Genomic DNA, 18,684 nt, shown 5'->3' with positions numbered 1-18,684 from the left:
TGCCATCACATACGTTCAATTATTCTTCCGACTGTTATGACGCTAGCCTGACGCCAGGTCAGTAAAAAAGACCTAACTGCAACGCAAGCAGAAAGGCCTTTTATATCAAATACGCCTTTCTCTCATCTTTCAAAGCATTGCGGCTTTGAGTGAATTGGCACCAATTTCAGCTATGCTGACGGTTGCCGGGTTTCATAGGGCACGTCCCTCCACCTCTCTTAATAAGAGAAAATATGTTGTTTTATGTGATGTTCATGTTTTTACTAACGTAGAATATCATGCTATCTGAGATATGTCAACGCTGTAAATCGCTAATTTCCAAGTAAACGACTACGTTATCATTTTTCGAAAAAAACCGTTCGTCAGCCAAAGTACTGCTTCTAGTCGAAGAAGTGCTCGAAATGAGCCTTTCACTTTCACTTGTCCTCTGCTGATCAGCTGCTGTAAGGACATGTCTCCATCTAATAATTGCAAAATCTCTTTTCGCTCACCATAAAAGATGAGATCCGATAACTCAATTGCAGGTAGTTTCTTCACTTCACCACGTTCATCCACAATCAATGTACAAGAGTCCGTTTCCGCCTCAAATGTAATCTTCAAGGATGATGATGAGAGCAACGGCTTTAACAATAATCGCTGCCCTGCACTTCCATGGGCTTTCACATTTTCCACATGTATAACCTCCCTGTCATTTGGTTATACATAACATTTCTCTACAAACATCGGCTTGTCCTTTATAAATAGCTCGACAAATTTTCAAATGAATTGCTTGAAATATGACAAAAAACCGCTTTATTTAGCGGTTTCAATCATTTCATGAAGATATGGAACGGAGTGAAAGGCATAGCCTTTTTGCACGATTTCACCCTTTTTAAACAGGAGAAAGCAAGGGACACTTTCGATCTCAAATGCTTTCGCAAAACTTGGCGAGTAATTTAAGTTATTCTCATAAAAAGGAACTTCCGGCTGCATGGCATCAACCACTGCCAGCATCTTCTTTGCCAGCTGGCATGTTCCGCAAAATGGTGTATATAAGTACAAAAGAAATAAATCGTCCTCTATCTCCTTGAATTCATGCTCTTCAATCTCTTTCATATACGTCACCCTTATAAATATTTCGAATGAACATCAATGTTTGCAGCTAATAGAATAGATGCAATATGGGCTGACGGTGAAGCGGCCACTTCGCGGTACGTTCTGTCGACAAAAAGATGCAGTGCTTCAGGGAATTCTTTTCGAAATTGCTTCCGCAGTTTATCGCCAGCATCGTCACTGTCTGCTAATATGTAAACGTCTTTCCCGAATAAATCGTCCACAAGCTGATCCAGCTTCGATGTACTGATCGTGCCATTGGTGCAAATGATGGTAACAGGTTCACTTATGACTTCTTTTAGCTTCTGTTTATCTGATTTACCTTCTACAATGATGACCTTTTCTATCTCGACATTCATCACGATCACCCGGCCCTTTTGACGTTGATTCACTTCTTCCTTAGATTACAATCTTTCATTCAGGTTGTAAAGATTGGGCAATTGATCAACAAAAAGACTGCAGCACTCACTGCAGCCTTATCTGTGATCAGCACCAGCCATTTTCATCGTCACAGTCTACATATTTTTCAGTCCCATGGGTCAATGTATCTGACAGACGATAAAAACGGTTTTGATCATAGGAATAACCTGATTTTAATTCATATTGATTTTCACTAATCATCGTACCAATCTCTTCGTTTTGATGGTAAAGCACCATACCACTCTCTTTGAATCGTCCAGTGACATGCTCTGTTATATCCACCTGTTCTTTTTGAAAAGACAAATTGGACACCCCCCATAAAGGTAGAGTGTCCAATTTCACATGAATTAGTCTTCTTTTGTCATTTCTTCATATTGCTCAGCAGTCATTAAGTTCTCGATTTCAGATGCATCCGCTGGCTCTACTACGATCATCCAAGCTTTTTCGTATGGAGAGTCGTTGACGAACTCTGGGCTGTCATCAAGCTCATCGTTTACTTCAACGATTGTGCCGTTAATCGGTGCGTATAGTTCAGAAACTGTTTTGACTGATTCTACACTTCCGAAAGGCTCGTCCGCTGTAATTTTGTCTCCTACTTCAGGAAGCTCAACGAACACGATATCGCCTAGCTCAGATTGAGCAAAATGCGTAATACCGATGCGCACCTTATCTCCTTCTACTTTGACCCATTCGTGTTCTTCTGAATAACGTAAATCTTTTGGTGTGCTCATTTCATACCCCTCCAGTCTTTTCTTACAATCTATATTGAAGATACCACAATCTGAATGAAAGTTACATCATTTCCAGACGCTTTTAAATGTATCTTCATTAAATCCAACTGTCACTCGTTTGCCGTCTGTTGTAATTGGACGCTTGATCAGCATTCCGTTAGACGCAAGTAATTCAAGCTGCTCGTCCTCTGACATTGCAGGAAGTTTATCTTTCAGCTGCAACTCTCTGTATTTCTGACCGCTCGTATTAAAAAATTTCTTCAGCTCTAAACCGCTTTTTTCGTAAAGGGCTTTTAATGTTTCTTTATCAGGCGTCTCTTCGACGATATGTATGCTGTTGATGTCTTTATTGTGTTCTTCCAGCCATTTCTTTGCTTTTCGGCATGTACCGCAAGATGGGTATTCGTAAAAATCTAAAGCCACCATTTTCACCTCCTGCAAATAGTGACAACATTTTATCACAAAACATATGAAAAACCTAAATGTATGCTTACAAAAAGGTGCGACATGATATCCGCACCTTTTCAGCCGTCTTATACGATATATTTCTCTGCTTCAAAGATTCGTTTCGCCACCTCACGCTTTTTCGCGATGACATTCATTGGCGTGAATCTTGTCAGCTTGCGAAGGGCTGACAGACTCATACGGAGTGAATCTCCTTCTTCCATGGCAATCAATGATTCTTTCGCATGAGCTTCAATCTTTAAAAAGGCTTCCTGTGTGAAAATTTGTGTATACGCCAGCTTTTGTGCATTTTTTTCTGTGCCTGATGCTGCGATTGCTTTTTCCGTACGCAAGACCGCCGACTCAGCAGCAAAGAGTTCATTGACGATATCTGCTATATTCACAAGGATTTCTTGCTCTTTGTCTAATGCTTTCCCATATTTCATCGCCGCCATACCTGCCACCATCAAGGCGATCTTTTTCGCATGGGCAAGTAAGTATTTCTCTTGATCAAGCGGCTGATCACCCGGCTCTTCCGGCATCATCATCATCAGCTCTTCCTGTAGGGTTTGCGCTTTTTGAAGAAGCGGAAGCTCTCCTTTCATCGCTTTCTTCAAGAAGGTGCCTGGCACAAGCAATCGGTTAATTTCGTTCGTTCCTTCAAAAATACGGTTAATTCGTGAATCGCGATAGGCTCTTTCGACTTCGTATTCTTGCATGAAACCATATCCGCCGTGAATCTGCACACCTTCATCCACAATGTAATCGAGCGTTTCAGAGCCAAGCACTTTACAAAGAGAGCATTCAATCGCATATTCTGCAATGGATTGCGCAATTTGTTTCCCATCCTTTTGCTCCTCGTCACTTAACAGACCCATTCTTTGTTCAAATAACCCGACTGTGCGGTATACAGCACTTTCCATGGCATAAAGCTTTGCCGACATGTTGGCTGCTTTTTCGCCAATTAAGCTAAATTGAGAAATTGGTGTTTTAAACTGCTTGCGCTGATTGGCATACTCTGCCGATAATTGAATGACTCGTTTTGATGCACCGATTGTCCCTACAGCCAGTTTATAGCGTCCAATGTTCAAAATGTTAAAGGCAATGACATGACCTCTGCCTGCTTCACCAAGCAAATTCTCCTTTGGCACTTCGGCATCTTCAAGGATTAACGTTCTCGTCGAGGACCCTTTAATGCCCATCTTTTTCTCTTCAGGTCCTGTTTTGACTCCAGGAAAATCCTTTTCTACGATGAAAGCAGAGAAGTGTTCACCATCAATCTTCGCATACACGACAAACACATCGGCAAATGCGGAGTTTGTGATCCATTGTTTTTCCCCATTGAGGACATAATGTGTTCCAGCTTCATTCAGGACTGCCGTTGTTTTCGCACCTAGCGCATCAGAACCTGACCCTGGCTCTGTTAGGGCATATGCCGCAATTGTTTCTCCAGAGGCGAGTCCTGGCAGGTACTTTTCCTTTTGCGCTTGATTGCCGAACAGCACGATCGGCAAAGAACCGATCCCAACATGGGCGCCGTAAGAAAGAGAGAAGCTGCCTGCTCTTGCAAATTTTTCAGTAATGATGGCTGAGCTGATTTTATCTAGCCCAAGCCCGCCAAATTCCTCAGGAACATCCGCACCAAGCAGGCCAAGCTCTCCAGCCTTTTTCAAGAGACGAACAGAATGCTCGAATTCATGATTTTCAATTTGATCGATGTGCGGAACGACATCTTGTAAAATGTAATCTTCTGTTGTTTTCCCGATCATTTGATGTTCATCAGAGAAATCCTCTGGTGTAAAGATATGCTCATAATTCGTCTCATCAATTAAGAAACTGCCACCCTTTTTTACTTCTTCCATTGCTTTCATCCTGTTTTCCCCCTTTAGATCAATTCAAAAATGCCTGCTGCTCCCATGCCCCCGCCAATACACATCGTCACAATACCAAATTGTTCATTTCGCCGTTTCATTTCATGAATGAGGGACAGCGTGAGTTTCGTTCCTGTACAGCCTAGCGGATGTCCTAATGCAATGGCGCCGCCGTTGACATTTACCTTCTCTTCATCGATCCCTAAATGACGAATGACTTGAATCGCCTGAGAAGCAAATGCTTCATTTAATTCAAACAGCCCGATGTCCTTCAGCTCTAGACCAGCGATTTTCAGCGCACGCGGAATAGCTTCAACCGGCCCAATTCCCATGACTTCAGGTGGTACACCACCAACAGCAAACGCCCTGAACTTGGCGAGCGGCTGAAGAGAAAGAGAAGATGCTTTTTCGCGATCCATCATCATGACACATGCCGCTCCATCACTCGTCTGCGAAGAATTTCCTGCAGTCACTGTGCCTTTTGTTGAGAAGGCAGGTCGTAACGTTGAGAGAACCTCCTCTGTTGTGCCCGCTCTGACACCTTCATCTTGTGAGAACGTAAATTGCCGTTCTTCTAGTTGATGCTGCTCTCCTACCCGTCTTTCTGTCACATCAACGGGAACAATTTCATCTGAAAATTTCCCTTCTTGAAGTGCCTTTGCTGCCTTTTGATGGCTCCTCACCGCAAAAGCATCTTGATCTTGCCTTGTGACCTGATACTTTTGCGCCACTTGCTCCGCTGTGTGGCCCATGCTCATATAGTATTCAGGCGCTTGCTCTGCCAAAAGAGCGTTTGGACGAATGGAGTGACCCATCATTGGGACTTGCGACATCGATTCGACGCCTCCGGCCAAAATGGTTTCTGCCTGCCCAAGCATAATTCGTTCACCTGCATAAGCAATTGACTGCAGACCAGAAGAGCAGTAGCGGTTAATGGTGATAGCAGGTACTGTATATGACAAACCTGCTAATGCCCCAATATTCCGGGCCACATTTAGTCCTTGCTCTGCTTCTGGTGTCGCACATCCGATGATTAAATCATCGATTGTTCCATCATAATCACCGGCACGCTTTAGCGTTTCTTTTACACACAATGCGCCCATATCATCAGGTCTGACATGTTTTAATGATCCCTTTTTGGCTTTCCCTACTGGTGTTCTTGCGCCAGCTACAATCACTGCTTCTCTCATTTTGACTCCCCCCTAGTTACGTAAAGGTTTTCCTTTAACGAGCATGTGCTGCATGCGTGCCTGAGATTTGACTTCCCCTACAAGACTTAAAAAGGCTTCTCTTTCAAGCTCTAATAAGTATTGTTCATCCACCTCTGTACCAAATGGCAATTTGCCGCCAGAAATGACATGTGCTAGTTTTTTCGCAATGGTCATGTCATGGTCTGAAATGTATCCAGACAATCTCATGTTTTCAGCAGCCAGCACCATTGCTGCGTAGCCTGTTTCCCCCATCACGGGCACCTTTCGCTTCAGCGGTGCACGATAACCCGCTTCATCAAGAGAAAGAACGAGTTGTTTCGCATCATGGATTAAATGATCACCATTCATGCTGATCCGGTCATTCACTCGGAGCATCTTCATATCACGCGCTTCCTCTGCTGATGTAGATACCTTTGCCATCGCAATGGCTTCAAAGGTTTGTAGCGTAGCATCTTGGATCGCAGTTGCTGATGGCTTTTCCGCTCCTTGCAGATGGCGAATATAGAGTTCCTTGTTTCCGCCTCCGCCCGGTATGAGTCCGACCCCCGCTTCGACAAGCCCCATATACGTTTCACTGGACGCTTGGATAGCGGCTGCTGGTAGACAAAGCTCCGTCCCTCCGCCAAGTGTCATACCAAATGGTGCAGCCACAACTGGACGGTCACTATACTTCACCTTCATCATCGCCTGCTGGAACCTGCGAATGACAAAATCAATTTCAAAGAAATTGTCGTCCTGTGCTTCCATTAAAATTAAGGCGAGATTCGCACCAACACAGAAGTTCTTTCCTTGGTTACCGATGACCAGTCCTTTATAATTCTTTTCCGTTTCATCTACAGCACGATTGATCATATCAATGACATCAAGCCCAATGGCATTACTTTTCGAATGAAATTCAAGCAAGGCAACATCATCCCCGATATCGATCAAGCTTGCACCCGTATTTTTAAAAATGACATCGTGTTTCTTTTTCAATCTAGCTAACGAAATATTCTTTTCGTTTCCCTTTTCCTGTTCATAAGCACCATTCTGATAAAATGCACGGTCTCCTTCGGCATTTTCTTGATAGAATGTGTCATGTCCTTGTGAAAGCATATCTCGCACCCAGGTCGGGATGCTGTGCCCTTCCGCTTCCATTCGACTGACGGCTTTTTTCACGCCAATCGCATCCCACAGCTCGAACGGGCCATGCTGCCAGCCAAATCCCCATTTCATGGCGTTATCGATGGACTGAATATCATCCGCAATGTCGCCTTTTAGTTGAGCTGAATAAAGAAGAACAGGTGCGGTCATATTCCAAAGCAATTGCCCAGCACGGCCATCTTGATAAATAAGCGCTTTCAATTTCGCTTTTGTCCCCTTTTGCTGCTTGGCAATGTCAATGCCAGGATCCTTCAGCTTTGTCCGTTCTCCGTATGTGAGTGTGACAGGATCAAGCTCTAAAATGGTCTTTCCGTTTTTTTGATAAAATCCTTGCCCTGCTTTGCTGCCGATCCACCCTTTTTCGAGCATTCTTTCCATAAACTCAGGCAGCTGAAAAATATCTTTTTCCTTTCCTTCTACCTGTTCATACACATTGCGGGCTACATGAGAAAATGTGTCGAGCCCCACCACATCAAGTGTGCGGAAGGTCGCACTTTTCGGTCTGCCAATAAGAGGACCTGTGACAGAATCGACCTCTCCGATCGTGTATTTGTTCTCAAGCATTTCACGCACTGTGACAAGAAGACCATAAGTGCCAATTCGGTTGGCAATAAAGTTCGGTGTATCTTTTGCTTCGACCACACCCTTGCCAAGTACATCTTCACCAAATGTTTTCATATATGAGAGTACTTCTGGATCTGTTTCTTGAATAGGAATTACTTCTAACAGCTTTAAATAACGAGCTGGGTTAAAAAAGTGAGTGCCTAAAAAGTGGCGTTTAAAATCAGCTGATCGGCCTTCTGCCATTTTTTCAACAGAAATACCGGATGTATTGCTGGATACGATGCTGCCTTCTTTGCGGTGTTCGTCGATGAGAGAGAATACGTGTTGTTTAATGCTGAGCTTTTCAGTGACGACTTCAATGATCCAGTCAGCATCGTGTAATAAGGAAAGGTGATCTGTGAGATTTCCGGGTGTGATGTATGATAGGTTTTTGGCTGAAGTAAGAGGTGCTGGCTTTTGCTTTAACAATTTTTTCATTGCGTCTTGGCTTAATCTATTCCGAACACTAGGGTGATCAAGCGTTAGCTTTTTTGCCGTTTCTTCCTTTGTCAGTTCATGTGGCACAATATCTAGCAATGTTACTGGTATCCCGATATTGGCTAGATGTGCAGCAATGCCTGAGCCCATGACACCTGAACCAATGACAGCCGCCTTGCGAATATGTTTGCCCATAAATATCCCCCTAAACATTTTGAATGAACAGTCATTCATTTTTTGTCCAAAAAAAAGCAATGCCTCTTTCTTTATCTTAAAAGATTTTCCGAAACAGTTCAATAGCAGATTTCAAAAATTTACACATTCTCATGCGTCTTTCTTTACAGCGTATGAATTAAAGACGAGGGGGAATTGTAAGAATGGAGGTGATGTCCACATGTCTCGTTTGCAAAAGAACCCATCAAAAGCAGGCGTAAGTGCTGCAAGTGTGAAAGGAAACGCAGGTCCATCACAAGAAGCAGACCTAGGTGGTAAAAAGACCAGTCAAAATCAGCAATATAAAAAGAAATCGTAAGGAGGAACACATCTTGAACAACCAGCAAATGAATATGCCCCCACAGGTAATTTCAGTAAAGGATTCCTTGTACCTAGAGGATATGCTGAACTGGAATTTGATCGCGATGAAAAAAGCCCACTTTATGGCCGAGCATTGTCAGGATCAAACATTGAAACAAGAACTCAATCAAGTTGGTCAAATGCACCATCAGCATTACACACAAATACTTCAACATTTAGGCAGCTCAGGGCAAGGCCAGTCTTCTGGCTTTATGCAATAGGAGGTAACAGACATGGAACAGCAAAACCAACAAAAAATCGGGAATCCACAAACGCCGGTTCCAACAACGACAAACATGAACGATCGCGACTTTGTCACAGACCTTTTGTCGACTGAAAAATATATGACAAGCGGATATAACACAGCGCTCAATGAATTCAGCCATGAATCTCTTTACCAAGATATTCAGCGAATTGCGCTAGAAACACAAAAAACGCAAAGACATTTATATGATGTCATGTTCCAATATGGCTGGTACTCTGTCGAAGCCGCTGACCAGCAGAAGCTCCAGCAGGCACATCAGAAGTTCCAGCAAACACTGACAGATCAATCACCGTACGGATCATCACCCATGCCATAAAGAAAAACTGCCAGCTCGTACTGGCAGTTTTTTAACGGTCTTTATTGGCACGATGAGCTTCATTTAATTGCTTGATCCGCTGAATCGTTTCTTTGATGTCTTCTTTTGCCTCTGGATACGTGTCATTAAAATGCTTGGCTAAAGGCGGCATGCTTTTGGCAATATGAGAATAGATGATCCACTGCGAGACATCTCTTTTCAGTTCCTCATTCGTTTCACCAAGCAGCAGCTCTGTATATTTATCAAGCAGGCCTTCGAGCTTTTCATCTAATTCATTTCCCATTTGTATTCCGCTCCTTTTTTCAGAAAAAAGCCTGACTCTGCGTGTAACAGATGTCAGGCTTTTCACATACGATTATCTTGCAGCAAGAAATGTCTCAGCTTGTGCCTGTTGGACAATACAGCGTCCTCTGCCGTGCGGAATACATAACGGTGTTCCGAATAAAGGATCTGTTGTTACTTGGCAGTTCATATCAAAGACATTTTTCACAAGATCACAGTTAATGACAGTTTCCGGTCTTCCTTCTGCATAAATTGACTTGTCTTTAATGGCCACAAGGTGATGCGCATATCTGCAAGCGAGATTGAGGTCATGCAGAACCATGACAATCGTGCGCTGCTCTTTTTCATTTAAATCAAAAAGAAGATCCAGGATTTCAATTTGGTGCGTCATGTCTAAATACGTTGTTGGCTCATCTAATAGAATAATATCCGTCTCCTGTGCCAATGTCATCGCAATCCATGCACGCTGCCTTTGTCCACCTGATAATGAATCAACCGTTCGATCAGCAAGGTCTTCCATCTTCGTTGACTTCAGTGCACGATTTACCGCTTCTTCATCTTGCTTTGACCATTGCTTCAGCCAATTTTGATAAGGATATCGCCCTTGCTTGACGAGTTGATGTACCGTTAATCCTTCTGGCGCTTCTGGCCCTTGCGGAAGAATGGCGAGCTGTTTCGCCACTTCCTTTGTTGGTAATTTGGCAATGGAATGACCTTCAAGCAGGACAGAACCACCCATTGGCTTCATGAGACGGGCCAAAGAGCGAAGTAGCGTGGATTTACCGCATCCATTGCTGCCAATAAATACTGTGATTTCACCCTTAGGGATTGACACATTTAGTTCGTCTATGATCATTGTTTCTCCGTAACCTAAGCTTAAACCTTCAGTAGAAATGGCACTCATTCCGCTCAAACGCTCCTTTTCTCATCCAAATTTTTTATATTGAATATCGTCTATGTAGACGTCAAAGATCACTTATCTCAATTTAGTGTATCAGATTTAAGTGATCTTGAAAATCATTTTCAATTAAAAAATGAGAAAGTCTCGTTTACTTTTTCTTTTCGAATGCACGTTTTGTCCCATCTTCGAGCTTGATATCGACTCGTATCCGCTGATAATCATCATCTAAATTAAAAGCAGATAATAATTCATTGACATATGTTTCATTCAGCTTTGCACTAGGAATCGACATATCATTGAGCTTCATCTTCATTTCACGTAAAGCTTCTTCTCCTTCATAGCGGACACCATTCATATGATCTCGAATTAGTGCTTCTTCTCTTCCACCAGCTTGACGGTAGGTAGCTTCATATAATTCGCTTTTTTGTCCATATTGTACGTGCAATTGCAAATGCTGAAATGGCAGTTCCTTCATTTGAACAGCTGACAGACTTTCAGCTTCTGCTTCATGCGGATGTTGTATTGGTTCGATTGAACGACAGCCAGACAGCATAAAGAACAGCACTCCTAGCAGTCCCGCCTTCTTCCAGCACATCATGTATTTCCTCCTATTTCATAGCATCGTTTTTTATTCTTCTCCAAGCCCCTTTTCGTTATTCAATAAAACAGCAGACTATGGTAGATTAAAACAAAAAGGAGAACCGGATGATGAATAAAACAGCCATTGTGACTGGTGCCAACAGCGGATTTGGAAAGCTCATCACATTGCGTCTTGCTCAGCAAGGGTACACTGTGATTGCTGGCGTAAGACAGGAAACCAATGCGAAAAAGCTTGCCGAAGAAGTAAAGAACGCCGCTTTATCCGAATCGATACATATTGAAGCATTAGATGTGACAGATACACAGTCCATTCAAGCATTTCAGAAAAGGCTTAATGCCTATGCTCCCATTCACCTGCTTGTGAACAATGCGGGAACGGCCTATGCTGGTTTTGCTGAAGAGGTGCCTGTTGATCAGTACCGTGAGCAATTTGAAGTGAATGTCTTTGGTGTGATGGAAATGACACAAGCAGTCCTTCCGTTGATGACGAGCGGTGCAAAAATATTGAATATGAGCAGTATCAGCGGACTCATGGGAATGCCCGCACTCTCTCCATATGTATCGTCAAAGTTTGCGCTAGAGGGCTATACAGAGAGTTTGCGAATTGAGCTGGCTGCGTTTGGCATTCAGGCCGCTTTGATTGAGCCGGGTTCTTTCCAAACGAACATTTGGAACACCTCCATGAATGAGCAAATGACACCACCCGCAGCAGGTTCTAAATACACAACTATTTATGAAAACATGATGTCCTATATAGAGGCGCAAAAAAACAACTATGGAGATCCCGGCGAAGTTGCAGAGCTTGTGGTTTCGCTTGCAGAGAAGAAGCGGCTAAAGAAGCTAAGGTATCTTGTCGGGAAAGGTGTTCGGCTTTCATTCATAGCAAAGCAGCTCCTGCCTTGGAATGTATGGGAAAACATTATTTTACGGACACTATCTTCAAAAAAATAGGCACAAAAAAACAGGTGGATCGATTATCCACCTGTTTTCTTTTATTCGTTATCAGACTGCCCAAGGGTAATATCAAGATTTTTATTCTTTCCATCACGGATGACAGTCATTGTCGTTTTATCGCCAATTTTTGTTTCTTTATAAAGGATTTCTTTCAGTTGTGAGCTGTTCGCTACATCTTTTCCTTTGAACTTGATGATGACATCTCCAGACTTCAAGCCTGCTTTTTGTGCAGGAGATCCTTTTGAAACATCTTTTACATAAATGCCTTTACCGATTTGTTTATCAAATAGGCCAAGTGTATTTTCCTGATACGTTTCAGGCACTTGCTCAAGGTCAATCATTTGTACGCCAAGGTAAGGACGTTCGACTTTTCCATTTTTCAACAGCTGATCTACGATCGGTTTTACATCGTTACTTGGGATCGCAAATCCGAGTGATTCTACTCCGCTTTCGCTAATTTTCAAACTGTTGATGCCGATGACTTGACCGTCTGTATTGATCAGCGGACCGCCACTGTTTCCAGGGTTAATGGCTGCATCTGTTTGAAGCACATTCATCTCAACGGTTCCAGATGATGTATTGGCTTCAACGGTACGATCGAGACCACTAATAATCCCTTCTGTTACTGTACCAGAGAACTGCGCACCGAGCGGGTTCCCGATTGCGATGACTTTGTCTCCAGCACGAAGCTTAGAAGAATCTCCAAAACTTGCAACTTTATCAATGCCGTCAGCATTTATTTCCACGACAGCTAAATCTGTCATTACGTCACTGCCGACAAGCTTCGCATCTTTTGTTTTTCCATCGTATAGTGTGACCTTTAATTTATTGGCACCCTCGACTACATGGTTATTTGTGATAATGTATGCTTTTTTGCCATCTTTTTTGAAGATGACACCAGAACCCGTTCCAGCTTCTGCTTCAGTTGAATCACCGCTAAGACCGAACGAGTTTTGTGTAGATTGATAGTTTGAGACCCCTACAATCGTCGGCTCTAAATCTTCTACCATATCAGCAACATTCGTCGCATTGGTGATTTGTTTTGTTGAGAAATTTTCAGATGAAGCCGGTTCGCTTGATGCTGTTTGGGTTTGAGTGTTTGCCACTGTATCTTGTGACTGCGGTAAAAGCGGTGTAATGCCAAGCACAAGACCGCCACCAATAATCCCTCCAAGAATAGGACTCAGCCATGCAGCCTTCCGTTTTTTCTCCTTTTTAGACGAACGGTCATCAATCACTTGAGGAGACCCGTTTGACACCCTCTCCTGAGAGGCAGATGCTTCGTTTTCATGGTGGTGAAAAACGAGTTCTTTCTCTTTTTCTGGTTCTTCTATTTGTTTCTCATTCTCTTGATGTGCGTGTTCTTGATCATTCATCTTTTTCTCTTCATCTTCTCTTCGGAAATCCATCGCTTGCACTCCTTTGCATCATTTTCATGAAATGCTTCATTCATATGTCTAGACAGGACTCATGTCCTCTTAATGGCAATATCATTGAAAAATTCTTTATGACAATATGTCAAATTATATAATACTTATTCATAGAAAAAAAGCAAGGTGTGCACATTGGTGAAAAGCACCTATTCATTAGCCTTTTGTCTATGCCCTTTTTTCCCTTGAGCTTATCATAAACAAACATTATGGGATAATGATGAGAAGAATATGTGAAATTGTGAAAAAAGCGTGTGATTGTTGACATGCCGCCTTTGTATCCCGTTATAATGACGTTGAGAGGATGTGGAAGACTTTGTCGTACACCATTTATTTAGTTGAAGATGAGCAGAATTTAAATGAACTGTTAACCAAATATTTAGAGAGTGAAAATTGGAATGTGTCCTCTTTTTTAACCGGAGAAGCGGCACGCGAAGCAATGAACAAGCCCCCGCATCTATGGATTTTAGATATTATGCTGCCTGATACAGACGGCTACACACTCATTAAAGAAATCAAAGCAGCCTCGCCTGACGTACCGGTCATTTTTATTTCGGCACGTGATGCAGATATTGATCGTGTGCTTGGCTTAGAACTCGGGAGCAGTGATTATATTGCGAAACCCTTTCTTCCGCGCGAGCTGATCATCCGCGTGCAAAAGCTGCTGGAGCTTGTATATAAAAACAGTGACACACCGCAGCAAAGCGTCACACCCGTTTCTTCCTATATCATTCATGAGGACGTAAGAGAGGTGTATGAAGGAGATCAGCTGATTAACTTAACGTCTAAGGAATTTGATTTGCTGCTCTTATTTACCCATCATCAAGGACATGCCTTTTCCCGGGAAGATATCCTCGTCAAGATCTGGGGGCACGATTACTTCGGGACAGATCGTGTGGTCGATGATCTTGTCAGACGGCTGCGCAAAAAAATGCCTGACTTAAAAGTCGAGACCATTTATGGATTTGGCTATAGGATGCTAAAAGGATGAAGAATAAACCACTCGCTTTTCAAATTTGGGTTGTCATCTCTGGCATTTTACTCACCATCTCGATTGTCCTGATCATTTTATTTTCAAATACATTACGCAGCTTCTTTACGAATGAAATTTATAAAAACATCGAAAACGAGCAGCAAGTGTTAACAGAATACCCTCTGAATCGAGACGGCTCACCAAAGTCGACACCAGAAAACCGCTCGGTTCAGCACATTCTGATTCCGTCAGATGAATTAAATCAAATGGCTCAGTTTTTCCCGCATGCCTTTATTGAAAAAGTGCAGTCCTTTGTTAAAAAACAAAAAAGCGCAACAAAACGCTATTCTGAAGAAGTGAATGGCCAGCATATCTTTTTTGTGATCAAAAAAGTCTCAACAGGCAATACACAATATATTCTCTTGTCATATGCACCCGATTCTTATCGAGATGACTTGTCCTTTACACTGTTTAAACAGCTTATTTTCATCTTAGGAACGGTTATTTTACTAAGCTGGATTCCATCGATTTGGCTCGCCCGCTACTTATCACGTCCAATCGTCGCGTTTGAAAAGCACGTCAAGCGCATTGCACAAGAAGACTGGGACGATCCTGTGATTGTTGACCGGCAAGATGAAATTGGCAAGCTGGGGCATACGATTGAAGAAATGAGACAAAAGCTCATTCAAAAGGATGAAACAGAACGAACGCTTTTGCAAAATATATCACACGACTTAAAAACACCTGTGATGGTCATCCGCGGTTATACGCAGTCTATTAAAGATGGAATTTTCCCTAAAGGAGATCTTGAACAAACGGTGGAAGTGATTGAAGGCGAAGCGGAAAAGCTTGAGAAGAAAATCAAAGATTTGCTGTATTTAACAAAGCTTGATTATTTATCAAAACAACATCCGGCGCATTCTCCCTTCCTTGTGAGTAATACAATGCTGGAAGTGGTTGACCGTTTACGCTGGTCGAAAAATGAATTGCAGTGGAACGTGGACTTAGATGATGAGGCTGCACTTGAAGGCGATCCAGAACAATGGAGCAAATTATTTGAAAATGTATTAGAAAATCAACTGCGTTACGCAAAAAGTAAAATTGATATTCATATGAAGCAGGAAGAGGATCAAATTCGCATCGTCATTCGTAATGATGGCCCTCCAATTGAAGAACACATGCTATCCAGCCTATACGAACCTTTTAGTAAGGGAAAAAAGGGCGAATTCGGCATTGGATTAAGCATTGTCAAACGAATTCTTTCAATGCATCAAGCGTCCATATCAATTGAAAATGATGAACTAGGTGTACGCTATACGATCACTGTTCCAAAGAAGAGGCTGTAGGTTTTACACCGCAGTCTTTTTTTAGATGAATGAATACCCATTGAAATCACGGTATGTGGCTTTGATCTTCTTGCCAGCTTGATACATCCATTTCTTTTCAATGGTTGTCTCTTTCGGCATTTTGACTTTTTCTACTTGAATTCCTTTTGCTTTCAAGCGTCTAATCATATCATCAATTTCTCTCATGGAACATCATCCTTTCACATTTTTTGACCGGTTGGTCACCTTACTTTATAATATAAAGAATTACACTGTAAAAAACAAGTTACAATCTGATTAATTTTTGAAAAGTTTTGTCGTTTATGACCGATAAGTCACATCTCTTTGCGCACGTTTCCTAAGACATTTGTCTCTCGGTAAGAAAGGATGACATTCATATTGAAAAAGAAAGAAAAAATGATTATTGAGGCTGGTATGAAGTTATTTGCCAGCAAAGGCTATAATACAACGTCTGTTCAGGAAATTGCAGATGAATGCCACATGTCAAAGGGTGCGTTTTACCTTTATTTCAAATCGAAGGAAGCACTGCTTATTTCGATCTTGCATTACTATTACGATAAGGTATTTACCCGGATTCACGAGGTTCAAACAGAGGGCGGCACACCAAAAGAGGCCTACCGGAAACAGCTCACTGTCTATTACGATAATATTTTGCAGCAAAAAGATTTTATTAAAATGCAGCTAAGCGACAGGGCGCTCCCATTGAACGAAGAAACGCAGCAGCTCGCAAAGCAAATTCGACTTGCGACGATTCAGTTGCACATTGATAACATTAAGCAAGTGTATGGAGATGCAGCCATTCCTTATATGGCTGATCTATGTTTAACGATTGAGGGCATGAGTCACGTTTACTTTGAGCTTGCCATTTTATATGATTTTCAGCTCGAAGCAGAGGAGCTTGCCGCAACAATGATTCACCGTATCGATGATCTAATGGGCGGTATGATGAAGCGCAATGACCATCCACTCATTTCTGTGGACCAAGCAAGCGACTGGTTCGGCCCGATTTATGAACGATCATTTGACCCGCTCACAGAATCTCTATTAAAAGAATTAAGAGAGCTGGCAGAAGCACATTATGAAGTGAAAGACGAGCCAGATTTATTTGAAGCGCTTGGCATTTTAGAAAATGAGTTAAACAAACAAAAACCAAGACAAGTCATCGTCAAAGGCATGCTTTACCAATTGAAATTATACACACCACTTCAGCCGGTCTCAGGCTCCTTATTACGCATTCTAAAAGAAGATCATTTATAAAACCCAGGGCTTGGTTGCCCTGGGTTTATGATTGTGACAAACAATCAAACTTCTTTTCTGTGATTTCAGGGAGTTTCCATAAAAAAACCAGAGGCACAGAGGCCTCTGGTGTCTTATTTTGCTTTCGGTGTCACCATTTCTTCTGGTTTCACAAACTCTTCAAACTGCTCTTCTGTTAATAGTTCTAATTGAAGGGCAGCTTCTTTTAGTGTTAATCCTTCTTTGTGCGCAAGCTTCGCAATTTTTGCTGCATTTTCATATCCGATGTGCGGGTTGAGTGCCGTCACAAGCATCAATGAATTGTTTAGGTTTTTCTCGATTGTTTCTAGGTTTGGTTCAATTCCAACGGCACACTTGTCATGGAATGAGTTCATACCGTCAGCAAGCAATTCAACTGACTGCAGGAAGTTATAGATGATGACCGGCTTAAATACGTTCAGCTCGAAGTTTCCTTGGCTTGCGGCAAAACCGATCGTTGCATCATTCCCCATGATTTGTGCGGCAATCATTGTTAAAGCTTCACTTTGAGTTGGGTTGACTTTTCCTGGCATAATGGAGCTGCCTGGCTCATTTTCAGGAATGATCAATTCACCAATTCCGCAGCGAGGACCACTTGCAAGCCATCTCACATCATTGGCAATTTTCATTAAGTCAGCTGCAAGTGCTTTAAGCGCACCGTGTGCATATGTGATTTCATCATGACTTGTCAGCGCATGGAATTTGTTTGGTGAAGAATTGAACGTTTGACCTGTTAACTGGCTGATTTCTTCTGCCACGTATTTACCAAACTCAGGATGTGCGTTAATTCCCGTACCAACAGCTGTTCCGCCAATGGCAAGTTCTCTCATTTTTTCAGTAGATTCTAAAATCATTTCTTTTGAACGATCAAGCATGTACACCCAGCCGCTAATCTCTTGGCCCACTGTAAGAGGTGTTGCATCTTGCAAATGCGTACGGCCAATTTTCACGATCTCTTGGTATGCTTTTGCTTTCTCATCAAGCGTCGCTCTTAACTGGTCAATCGCAGGCAATAGCTTTTTGTACACAGCTAAAACAGCTGCCACGTGCATAGCCGTTGGGAATGTATCATTTGAGCTTTGGCTGCGGTTGACATCGTCATTCGGGTGAATGCTGAATTCACTATTTTTATCTTTCAAGTAAGCAGTTGCTCTATTTGCAACGACTTCGTTCATGTTCATGTTACTTTGTGTTCCACTTCCTGTTTGCCATACAACAAGCGGGAAATGCTCGTCATATTTTCCACTGATGATGTCATCACATACAGCAGCAATCGCTTCTGCTTTTTCACTTTCTAAGTTGCCTAGACGTTCGTTCGCAATCGCTGTGCTACGTTTCAAAATTGCAAACGCATTCACAACTTCCTTTGGCATTTTCTCAGAACCGATTTTGAAATTTTCTTTGCTTCGTTGTGTTTGTGCACCCCAGAACTTGTCCTGTGGCACCTTGATTTCGCCCATTGTATCTTTTTCGATTCTAAATTCTGTCATTATGTATCCCTCCATAGCTTCATCACTCAACTCTATTCTATACAAAAAACGAAAATCCTTTAAGCGTTTTCAATTAAAATTTTATCTTTATTTTAATTTTAGTTCAATATAAACACGAACATCTTTGGAATATTTGTATTTTGGATTTGTTTTTCCGTAATCTTTTGACGTATAAGTCACCTCATAATGCTTGTCAAACGACTGTAGAATAAGGTCGATCTCCTCTTTTGTTCCTGCTAAACGAATTTGCGCCATCTTCTTTCCTCCAACACCGTGATTCTTTCATATACCACAAAATAATGTAACACAGAATATTGTTTTTTCAA

The 18,684-nt window shown here is 42.2% G+C and carries 23 protein-coding genes and 1 riboswitch; of the genes, 7 read left to right on the top strand and 16 right to left on the bottom strand.

The window, feature by feature from the left end:
- Window positions 1-119 precede the first annotated feature (119 nt).
- Window positions 120-228, bottom strand: a riboswitch (SAM riboswitch).
- A gap of 102 nt (window positions 229-330) precedes the next feature.
- The 9 genes from MHH23_RS05265 to MHH23_RS05225 form a co-directional block, all read right to left on the bottom strand.
- Window positions 331-672 (bottom strand): SCP2 sterol-binding domain-containing protein, encoded by a 342-nt coding sequence (locus MHH23_RS05265; RefSeq protein WP_008347033.1) that lies wholly within the window; start codon window positions 670-672, stop codon window positions 331-333.
- A 120-nt stretch (window positions 673-792) separates the two neighbouring features.
- A complete protein-coding gene (locus MHH23_RS05260; RefSeq protein ID WP_007500346.1) occupies window positions 793-1,095 on the bottom strand; it encodes a thioredoxin family protein in 303 nt (100 codons plus the stop codon).
- Window positions 1,096-1,106: 11 nt separating this feature from the next.
- Window positions 1,107-1,451, bottom strand: a complete 345-nt coding sequence (locus MHH23_RS05255; RefSeq protein WP_008347035.1) for a toprim domain-containing protein — start codon at window positions 1,449-1,451, stop codon at window positions 1,107-1,109.
- Window positions 1,452-1,578: 127 nt separating this feature from the next.
- Window positions 1,579-1,815 carry a YusG family protein gene (locus MHH23_RS05250; protein ID WP_008347037.1) on the bottom strand — a complete coding sequence of 79 codons (237 nt, stop codon included), beginning with the start codon at window positions 1,813-1,815 and terminating at the stop codon, window positions 1,579-1,581.
- A 44-nt stretch (window positions 1,816-1,859) separates the two neighbouring features.
- Window positions 1,860-2,243 carry a glycine cleavage system protein GcvH gene (gcvH, locus tag MHH23_RS05245; protein WP_008347039.1) on the bottom strand — a complete coding sequence of 128 codons (384 nt, stop codon included), beginning with the start codon at window positions 2,241-2,243 and terminating at the stop codon, window positions 1,860-1,862.
- 66 nt (window positions 2,244-2,309) lie between these two features.
- Complete coding sequence (locus tag MHH23_RS05240; protein ID WP_008356673.1) at window positions 2,310-2,666, bottom strand: arsenate reductase family protein; 357 nt, start codon at window positions 2,664-2,666, stop codon at window positions 2,310-2,312.
- Between the two features lie 110 nt (window positions 2,667-2,776).
- Window positions 2,777-4,558, bottom strand: coding sequence for an acyl-CoA dehydrogenase family protein (locus MHH23_RS05235; RefSeq protein ID WP_017359285.1), 1,782 nt, complete (start codon window positions 4,556-4,558; stop codon window positions 2,777-2,779).
- Window positions 4,559-4,572: 14 nt separating this feature from the next.
- On the bottom strand, window positions 4,573-5,748 hold the full coding sequence (locus MHH23_RS05230) for an acetyl-CoA C-acetyltransferase (protein ID WP_268430646.1): 1,176 nt from the start codon (window positions 5,746-5,748) through the stop codon (window positions 4,573-4,575).
- 12 nt (window positions 5,749-5,760) lie between these two features.
- Window positions 5,761-8,148 (bottom strand): 3-hydroxyacyl-CoA dehydrogenase/enoyl-CoA hydratase family protein, encoded by a 2,388-nt coding sequence (locus tag MHH23_RS05225; protein ID WP_268430645.1) that lies wholly within the window; start codon window positions 8,146-8,148, stop codon window positions 5,761-5,763.
- A 199-nt stretch (window positions 8,149-8,347) separates the two neighbouring features.
- Here MHH23_RS05225 and MHH23_RS05220 point away from each other — a divergent pair, with 199 nt between their 5' ends.
- The 3 genes from MHH23_RS05220 to MHH23_RS05210 are packed head-to-tail and all read left to right on the top strand — an operon-like array spanning window position 8,348 to window position 9,107.
- Entirely contained in the window at window positions 8,348-8,485 is a 138-nt protein-coding gene (locus tag MHH23_RS05220; RefSeq protein WP_008347049.1) for a YuzL family protein, read from the top strand.
- Window positions 8,486-8,495: 10 nt separating this feature from the next.
- The gene (locus MHH23_RS05215) at window positions 8,496-8,747 is read left to right on the top strand and encodes a hypothetical protein (RefSeq protein ID WP_060698253.1); all 252 of its coding nucleotides are present in this window, start codon (window positions 8,496-8,498) and stop codon (window positions 8,745-8,747) included.
- A 12-nt stretch (window positions 8,748-8,759) separates the two neighbouring features.
- Window positions 8,760-9,107, top strand: coding sequence for a spore coat protein (locus MHH23_RS05210; protein WP_160758016.1), 348 nt, complete (start codon window positions 8,760-8,762; stop codon window positions 9,105-9,107).
- A gap of 31 nt (window positions 9,108-9,138) precedes the next feature.
- Here the strand turns inward: MHH23_RS05210 and MHH23_RS05205 are convergent, their stop codons facing one another.
- The 3 genes from MHH23_RS05205 to MHH23_RS05195 form a co-directional block, all read right to left on the bottom strand.
- Window positions 9,139-9,390, bottom strand: coding sequence for a YusU family protein (locus tag MHH23_RS05205; protein WP_017359282.1), 252 nt, complete (start codon window positions 9,388-9,390; stop codon window positions 9,139-9,141).
- Between the two features lie 72 nt (window positions 9,391-9,462).
- On the bottom strand, window positions 9,463-10,293 hold the full coding sequence (locus MHH23_RS05200) for an ABC transporter ATP-binding protein (protein WP_008347057.1): 831 nt from the start codon (window positions 10,291-10,293) through the stop codon (window positions 9,463-9,465).
- Window positions 10,294-10,438: 145 nt separating this feature from the next.
- Window positions 10,439-10,885, bottom strand: coding sequence for a YusW family protein (locus MHH23_RS05195; RefSeq protein ID WP_171465740.1), 447 nt, complete (start codon window positions 10,883-10,885; stop codon window positions 10,439-10,441).
- Window positions 10,886-10,998: 113 nt separating this feature from the next.
- Between MHH23_RS05195 and MHH23_RS05190 the strand changes: the two genes are divergently transcribed.
- Complete coding sequence (locus MHH23_RS05190) at window positions 10,999-11,841, top strand: oxidoreductase (protein ID WP_144665985.1); 843 nt, start codon at window positions 10,999-11,001, stop codon at window positions 11,839-11,841.
- Window positions 11,842-11,882: 41 nt separating this feature from the next.
- On the opposite strand, the gene MHH23_RS05185 is transcribed toward MHH23_RS05190, so the two are convergent.
- Complete coding sequence (locus tag MHH23_RS05185) at window positions 11,883-13,253, bottom strand: S1C family serine protease (protein WP_340959032.1); 1,371 nt, start codon at window positions 13,251-13,253, stop codon at window positions 11,883-11,885.
- 337 nt (window positions 13,254-13,590) lie between these two features.
- Between MHH23_RS05185 and MHH23_RS05180 the strand changes: the two genes are divergently transcribed.
- Window positions 13,591-14,265 (top strand): response regulator transcription factor, encoded by a 675-nt coding sequence (locus MHH23_RS05180; RefSeq protein WP_017359278.1) that lies wholly within the window; start codon window positions 13,591-13,593, stop codon window positions 14,263-14,265.
- Entirely contained in the window at window positions 14,262-15,593 is a 1,332-nt protein-coding gene (locus MHH23_RS05175) for a HAMP domain-containing sensor histidine kinase (protein WP_017359277.1), read from the top strand. The genes MHH23_RS05180 and MHH23_RS05175 overlap by 4 nt, the downstream gene beginning before the upstream one ends.
- Window positions 15,594-15,614: 21 nt before the next feature.
- Here the strand turns inward: MHH23_RS05175 and spxO are convergent, their stop codons facing one another.
- Window positions 15,615-15,779 carry an anti-adapter protein SpxO gene (gene spxO / locus MHH23_RS05170; RefSeq protein WP_008347070.1) on the bottom strand — a complete coding sequence of 55 codons (165 nt, stop codon included), beginning with the start codon at window positions 15,777-15,779 and terminating at the stop codon, window positions 15,615-15,617.
- Window positions 15,780-15,971: 192 nt separating this feature from the next.
- Here spxO and MHH23_RS05165 point away from each other — a divergent pair, with 192 nt between their 5' ends.
- Window positions 15,972-16,850, top strand: coding sequence for a TetR/AcrR family transcriptional regulator (locus MHH23_RS05165; protein ID WP_017359276.1), 879 nt, complete (start codon window positions 15,972-15,974; stop codon window positions 16,848-16,850).
- A gap of 113 nt (window positions 16,851-16,963) precedes the next feature.
- Here the strand turns inward: MHH23_RS05165 and fumC are convergent, their stop codons facing one another.
- Both fumC and MHH23_RS05155 read right to left on the bottom strand, forming a co-directional pair.
- Window positions 16,964-18,358 carry a class II fumarate hydratase gene (gene fumC, locus MHH23_RS05160; RefSeq protein WP_017359275.1) on the bottom strand — a complete coding sequence of 465 codons (1,395 nt, stop codon included), beginning with the start codon at window positions 18,356-18,358 and terminating at the stop codon, window positions 16,964-16,966.
- A gap of 87 nt (window positions 18,359-18,445) precedes the next feature.
- Window positions 18,446-18,613 carry a YvzF family protein gene (locus MHH23_RS05155; RefSeq protein ID WP_017359274.1) on the bottom strand — a complete coding sequence of 56 codons (168 nt, stop codon included), beginning with the start codon at window positions 18,611-18,613 and terminating at the stop codon, window positions 18,446-18,448.
- Window positions 18,614-18,684: the final 71 nt, after the last annotated feature.

Origin of the sequence: Bacillus sp. FSL K6-3458 (assembly GCF_038005045.1) — a bacterium.
Lineage (GTDB): Bacteria > Bacillota > Bacilli > Bacillales > Bacillaceae > Bacillus > Bacillus altitudinis.
Note: the sequence above shows the minus strand (reverse complement) of the source record. Positions and strands in the feature narration are given on the sequence as shown.

Excerpts from the sequence above, each read along its gene's own strand:
- MHH23_RS05195 (WP_171465740.1), bottom strand. The coding sequence starts at position 10,885 with ATGTGCTGGAAGAAGGCGGGACTGCTAGGAGTGCTGTTCTTTATGCTG.
- MHH23_RS05205 (WP_017359282.1), bottom strand. The coding sequence starts at position 9,390 with ATGGGAAATGAATTAGATGAAAAGCTCGAAGGCCTGCTTGATAAATAT.
- MHH23_RS05220 (WP_008347049.1), top strand. The coding sequence starts at position 8,348 with ATGTCTCGTTTGCAAAAGAACCCATCAAAAGCAGGCGTAAGTGCTGCA.
- MHH23_RS05230 (WP_268430646.1), bottom strand. The coding sequence starts at position 5,748 with ATGAGAGAAGCAGTGATTGTAGCTGGCGCAAGAACACCAGTAGGGAAA.
- MHH23_RS05190 (WP_144665985.1), top strand. The coding sequence starts at position 10,999 with ATGAATAAAACAGCCATTGTGACTGGTGCCAACAGCGGATTTGGAAAG.
- MHH23_RS05210 (WP_160758016.1), top strand. The coding sequence starts at position 8,760 with ATGGAACAGCAAAACCAACAAAAAATCGGGAATCCACAAACGCCGGTT.
- MHH23_RS05155 (WP_017359274.1), bottom strand. The coding sequence starts at position 18,613 with ATGGCGCAAATTCGTTTAGCAGGAACAAAAGAGGAGATCGACCTTATT.
- MHH23_RS05260 (WP_007500346.1), bottom strand. The coding sequence starts at position 1,095 with ATGAAAGAGATTGAAGAGCATGAATTCAAGGAGATAGAGGACGATTTA.
- MHH23_RS05185 (WP_340959032.1), bottom strand. The coding sequence starts at position 13,253 with ATGGATTTCCGAAGAGAAGATGAAGAGAAAAAGATGAATGATCAAGAA.
- MHH23_RS05235 (WP_017359285.1), bottom strand. The coding sequence starts at position 4,558 with ATGAAAGCAATGGAAGAAGTAAAAAAGGGTGGCAGTTTCTTAATTGAT.
- MHH23_RS05225 (WP_268430645.1), bottom strand. The coding sequence starts at position 8,148 with ATGGGCAAACATATTCGCAAGGCGGCTGTCATTGGTTCAGGTGTCATG.
- gcvH (WP_008347039.1), bottom strand. The coding sequence starts at position 2,243 with ATGAGCACACCAAAAGATTTACGTTATTCAGAAGAACACGAATGGGTC.
- MHH23_RS05175 (WP_017359277.1), top strand. The coding sequence starts at position 14,262 with ATGAAGAATAAACCACTCGCTTTTCAAATTTGGGTTGTCATCTCTGGC.
- fumC (WP_017359275.1), bottom strand. The coding sequence starts at position 18,358 with ATGACAGAATTTAGAATCGAAAAAGATACAATGGGCGAAATCAAGGTG.
- MHH23_RS05255 (WP_008347035.1), bottom strand. The coding sequence starts at position 1,451 with ATGAATGTCGAGATAGAAAAGGTCATCATTGTAGAAGGTAAATCAGAT.
- spxO (WP_008347070.1), bottom strand. The coding sequence starts at position 15,779 with ATGAGAGAAATTGATGATATGATTAGACGCTTGAAAGCAAAAGGAATT.
- MHH23_RS05200 (WP_008347057.1), bottom strand. The coding sequence starts at position 10,293 with ATGAGTGCCATTTCTACTGAAGGTTTAAGCTTAGGTTACGGAGAAACA.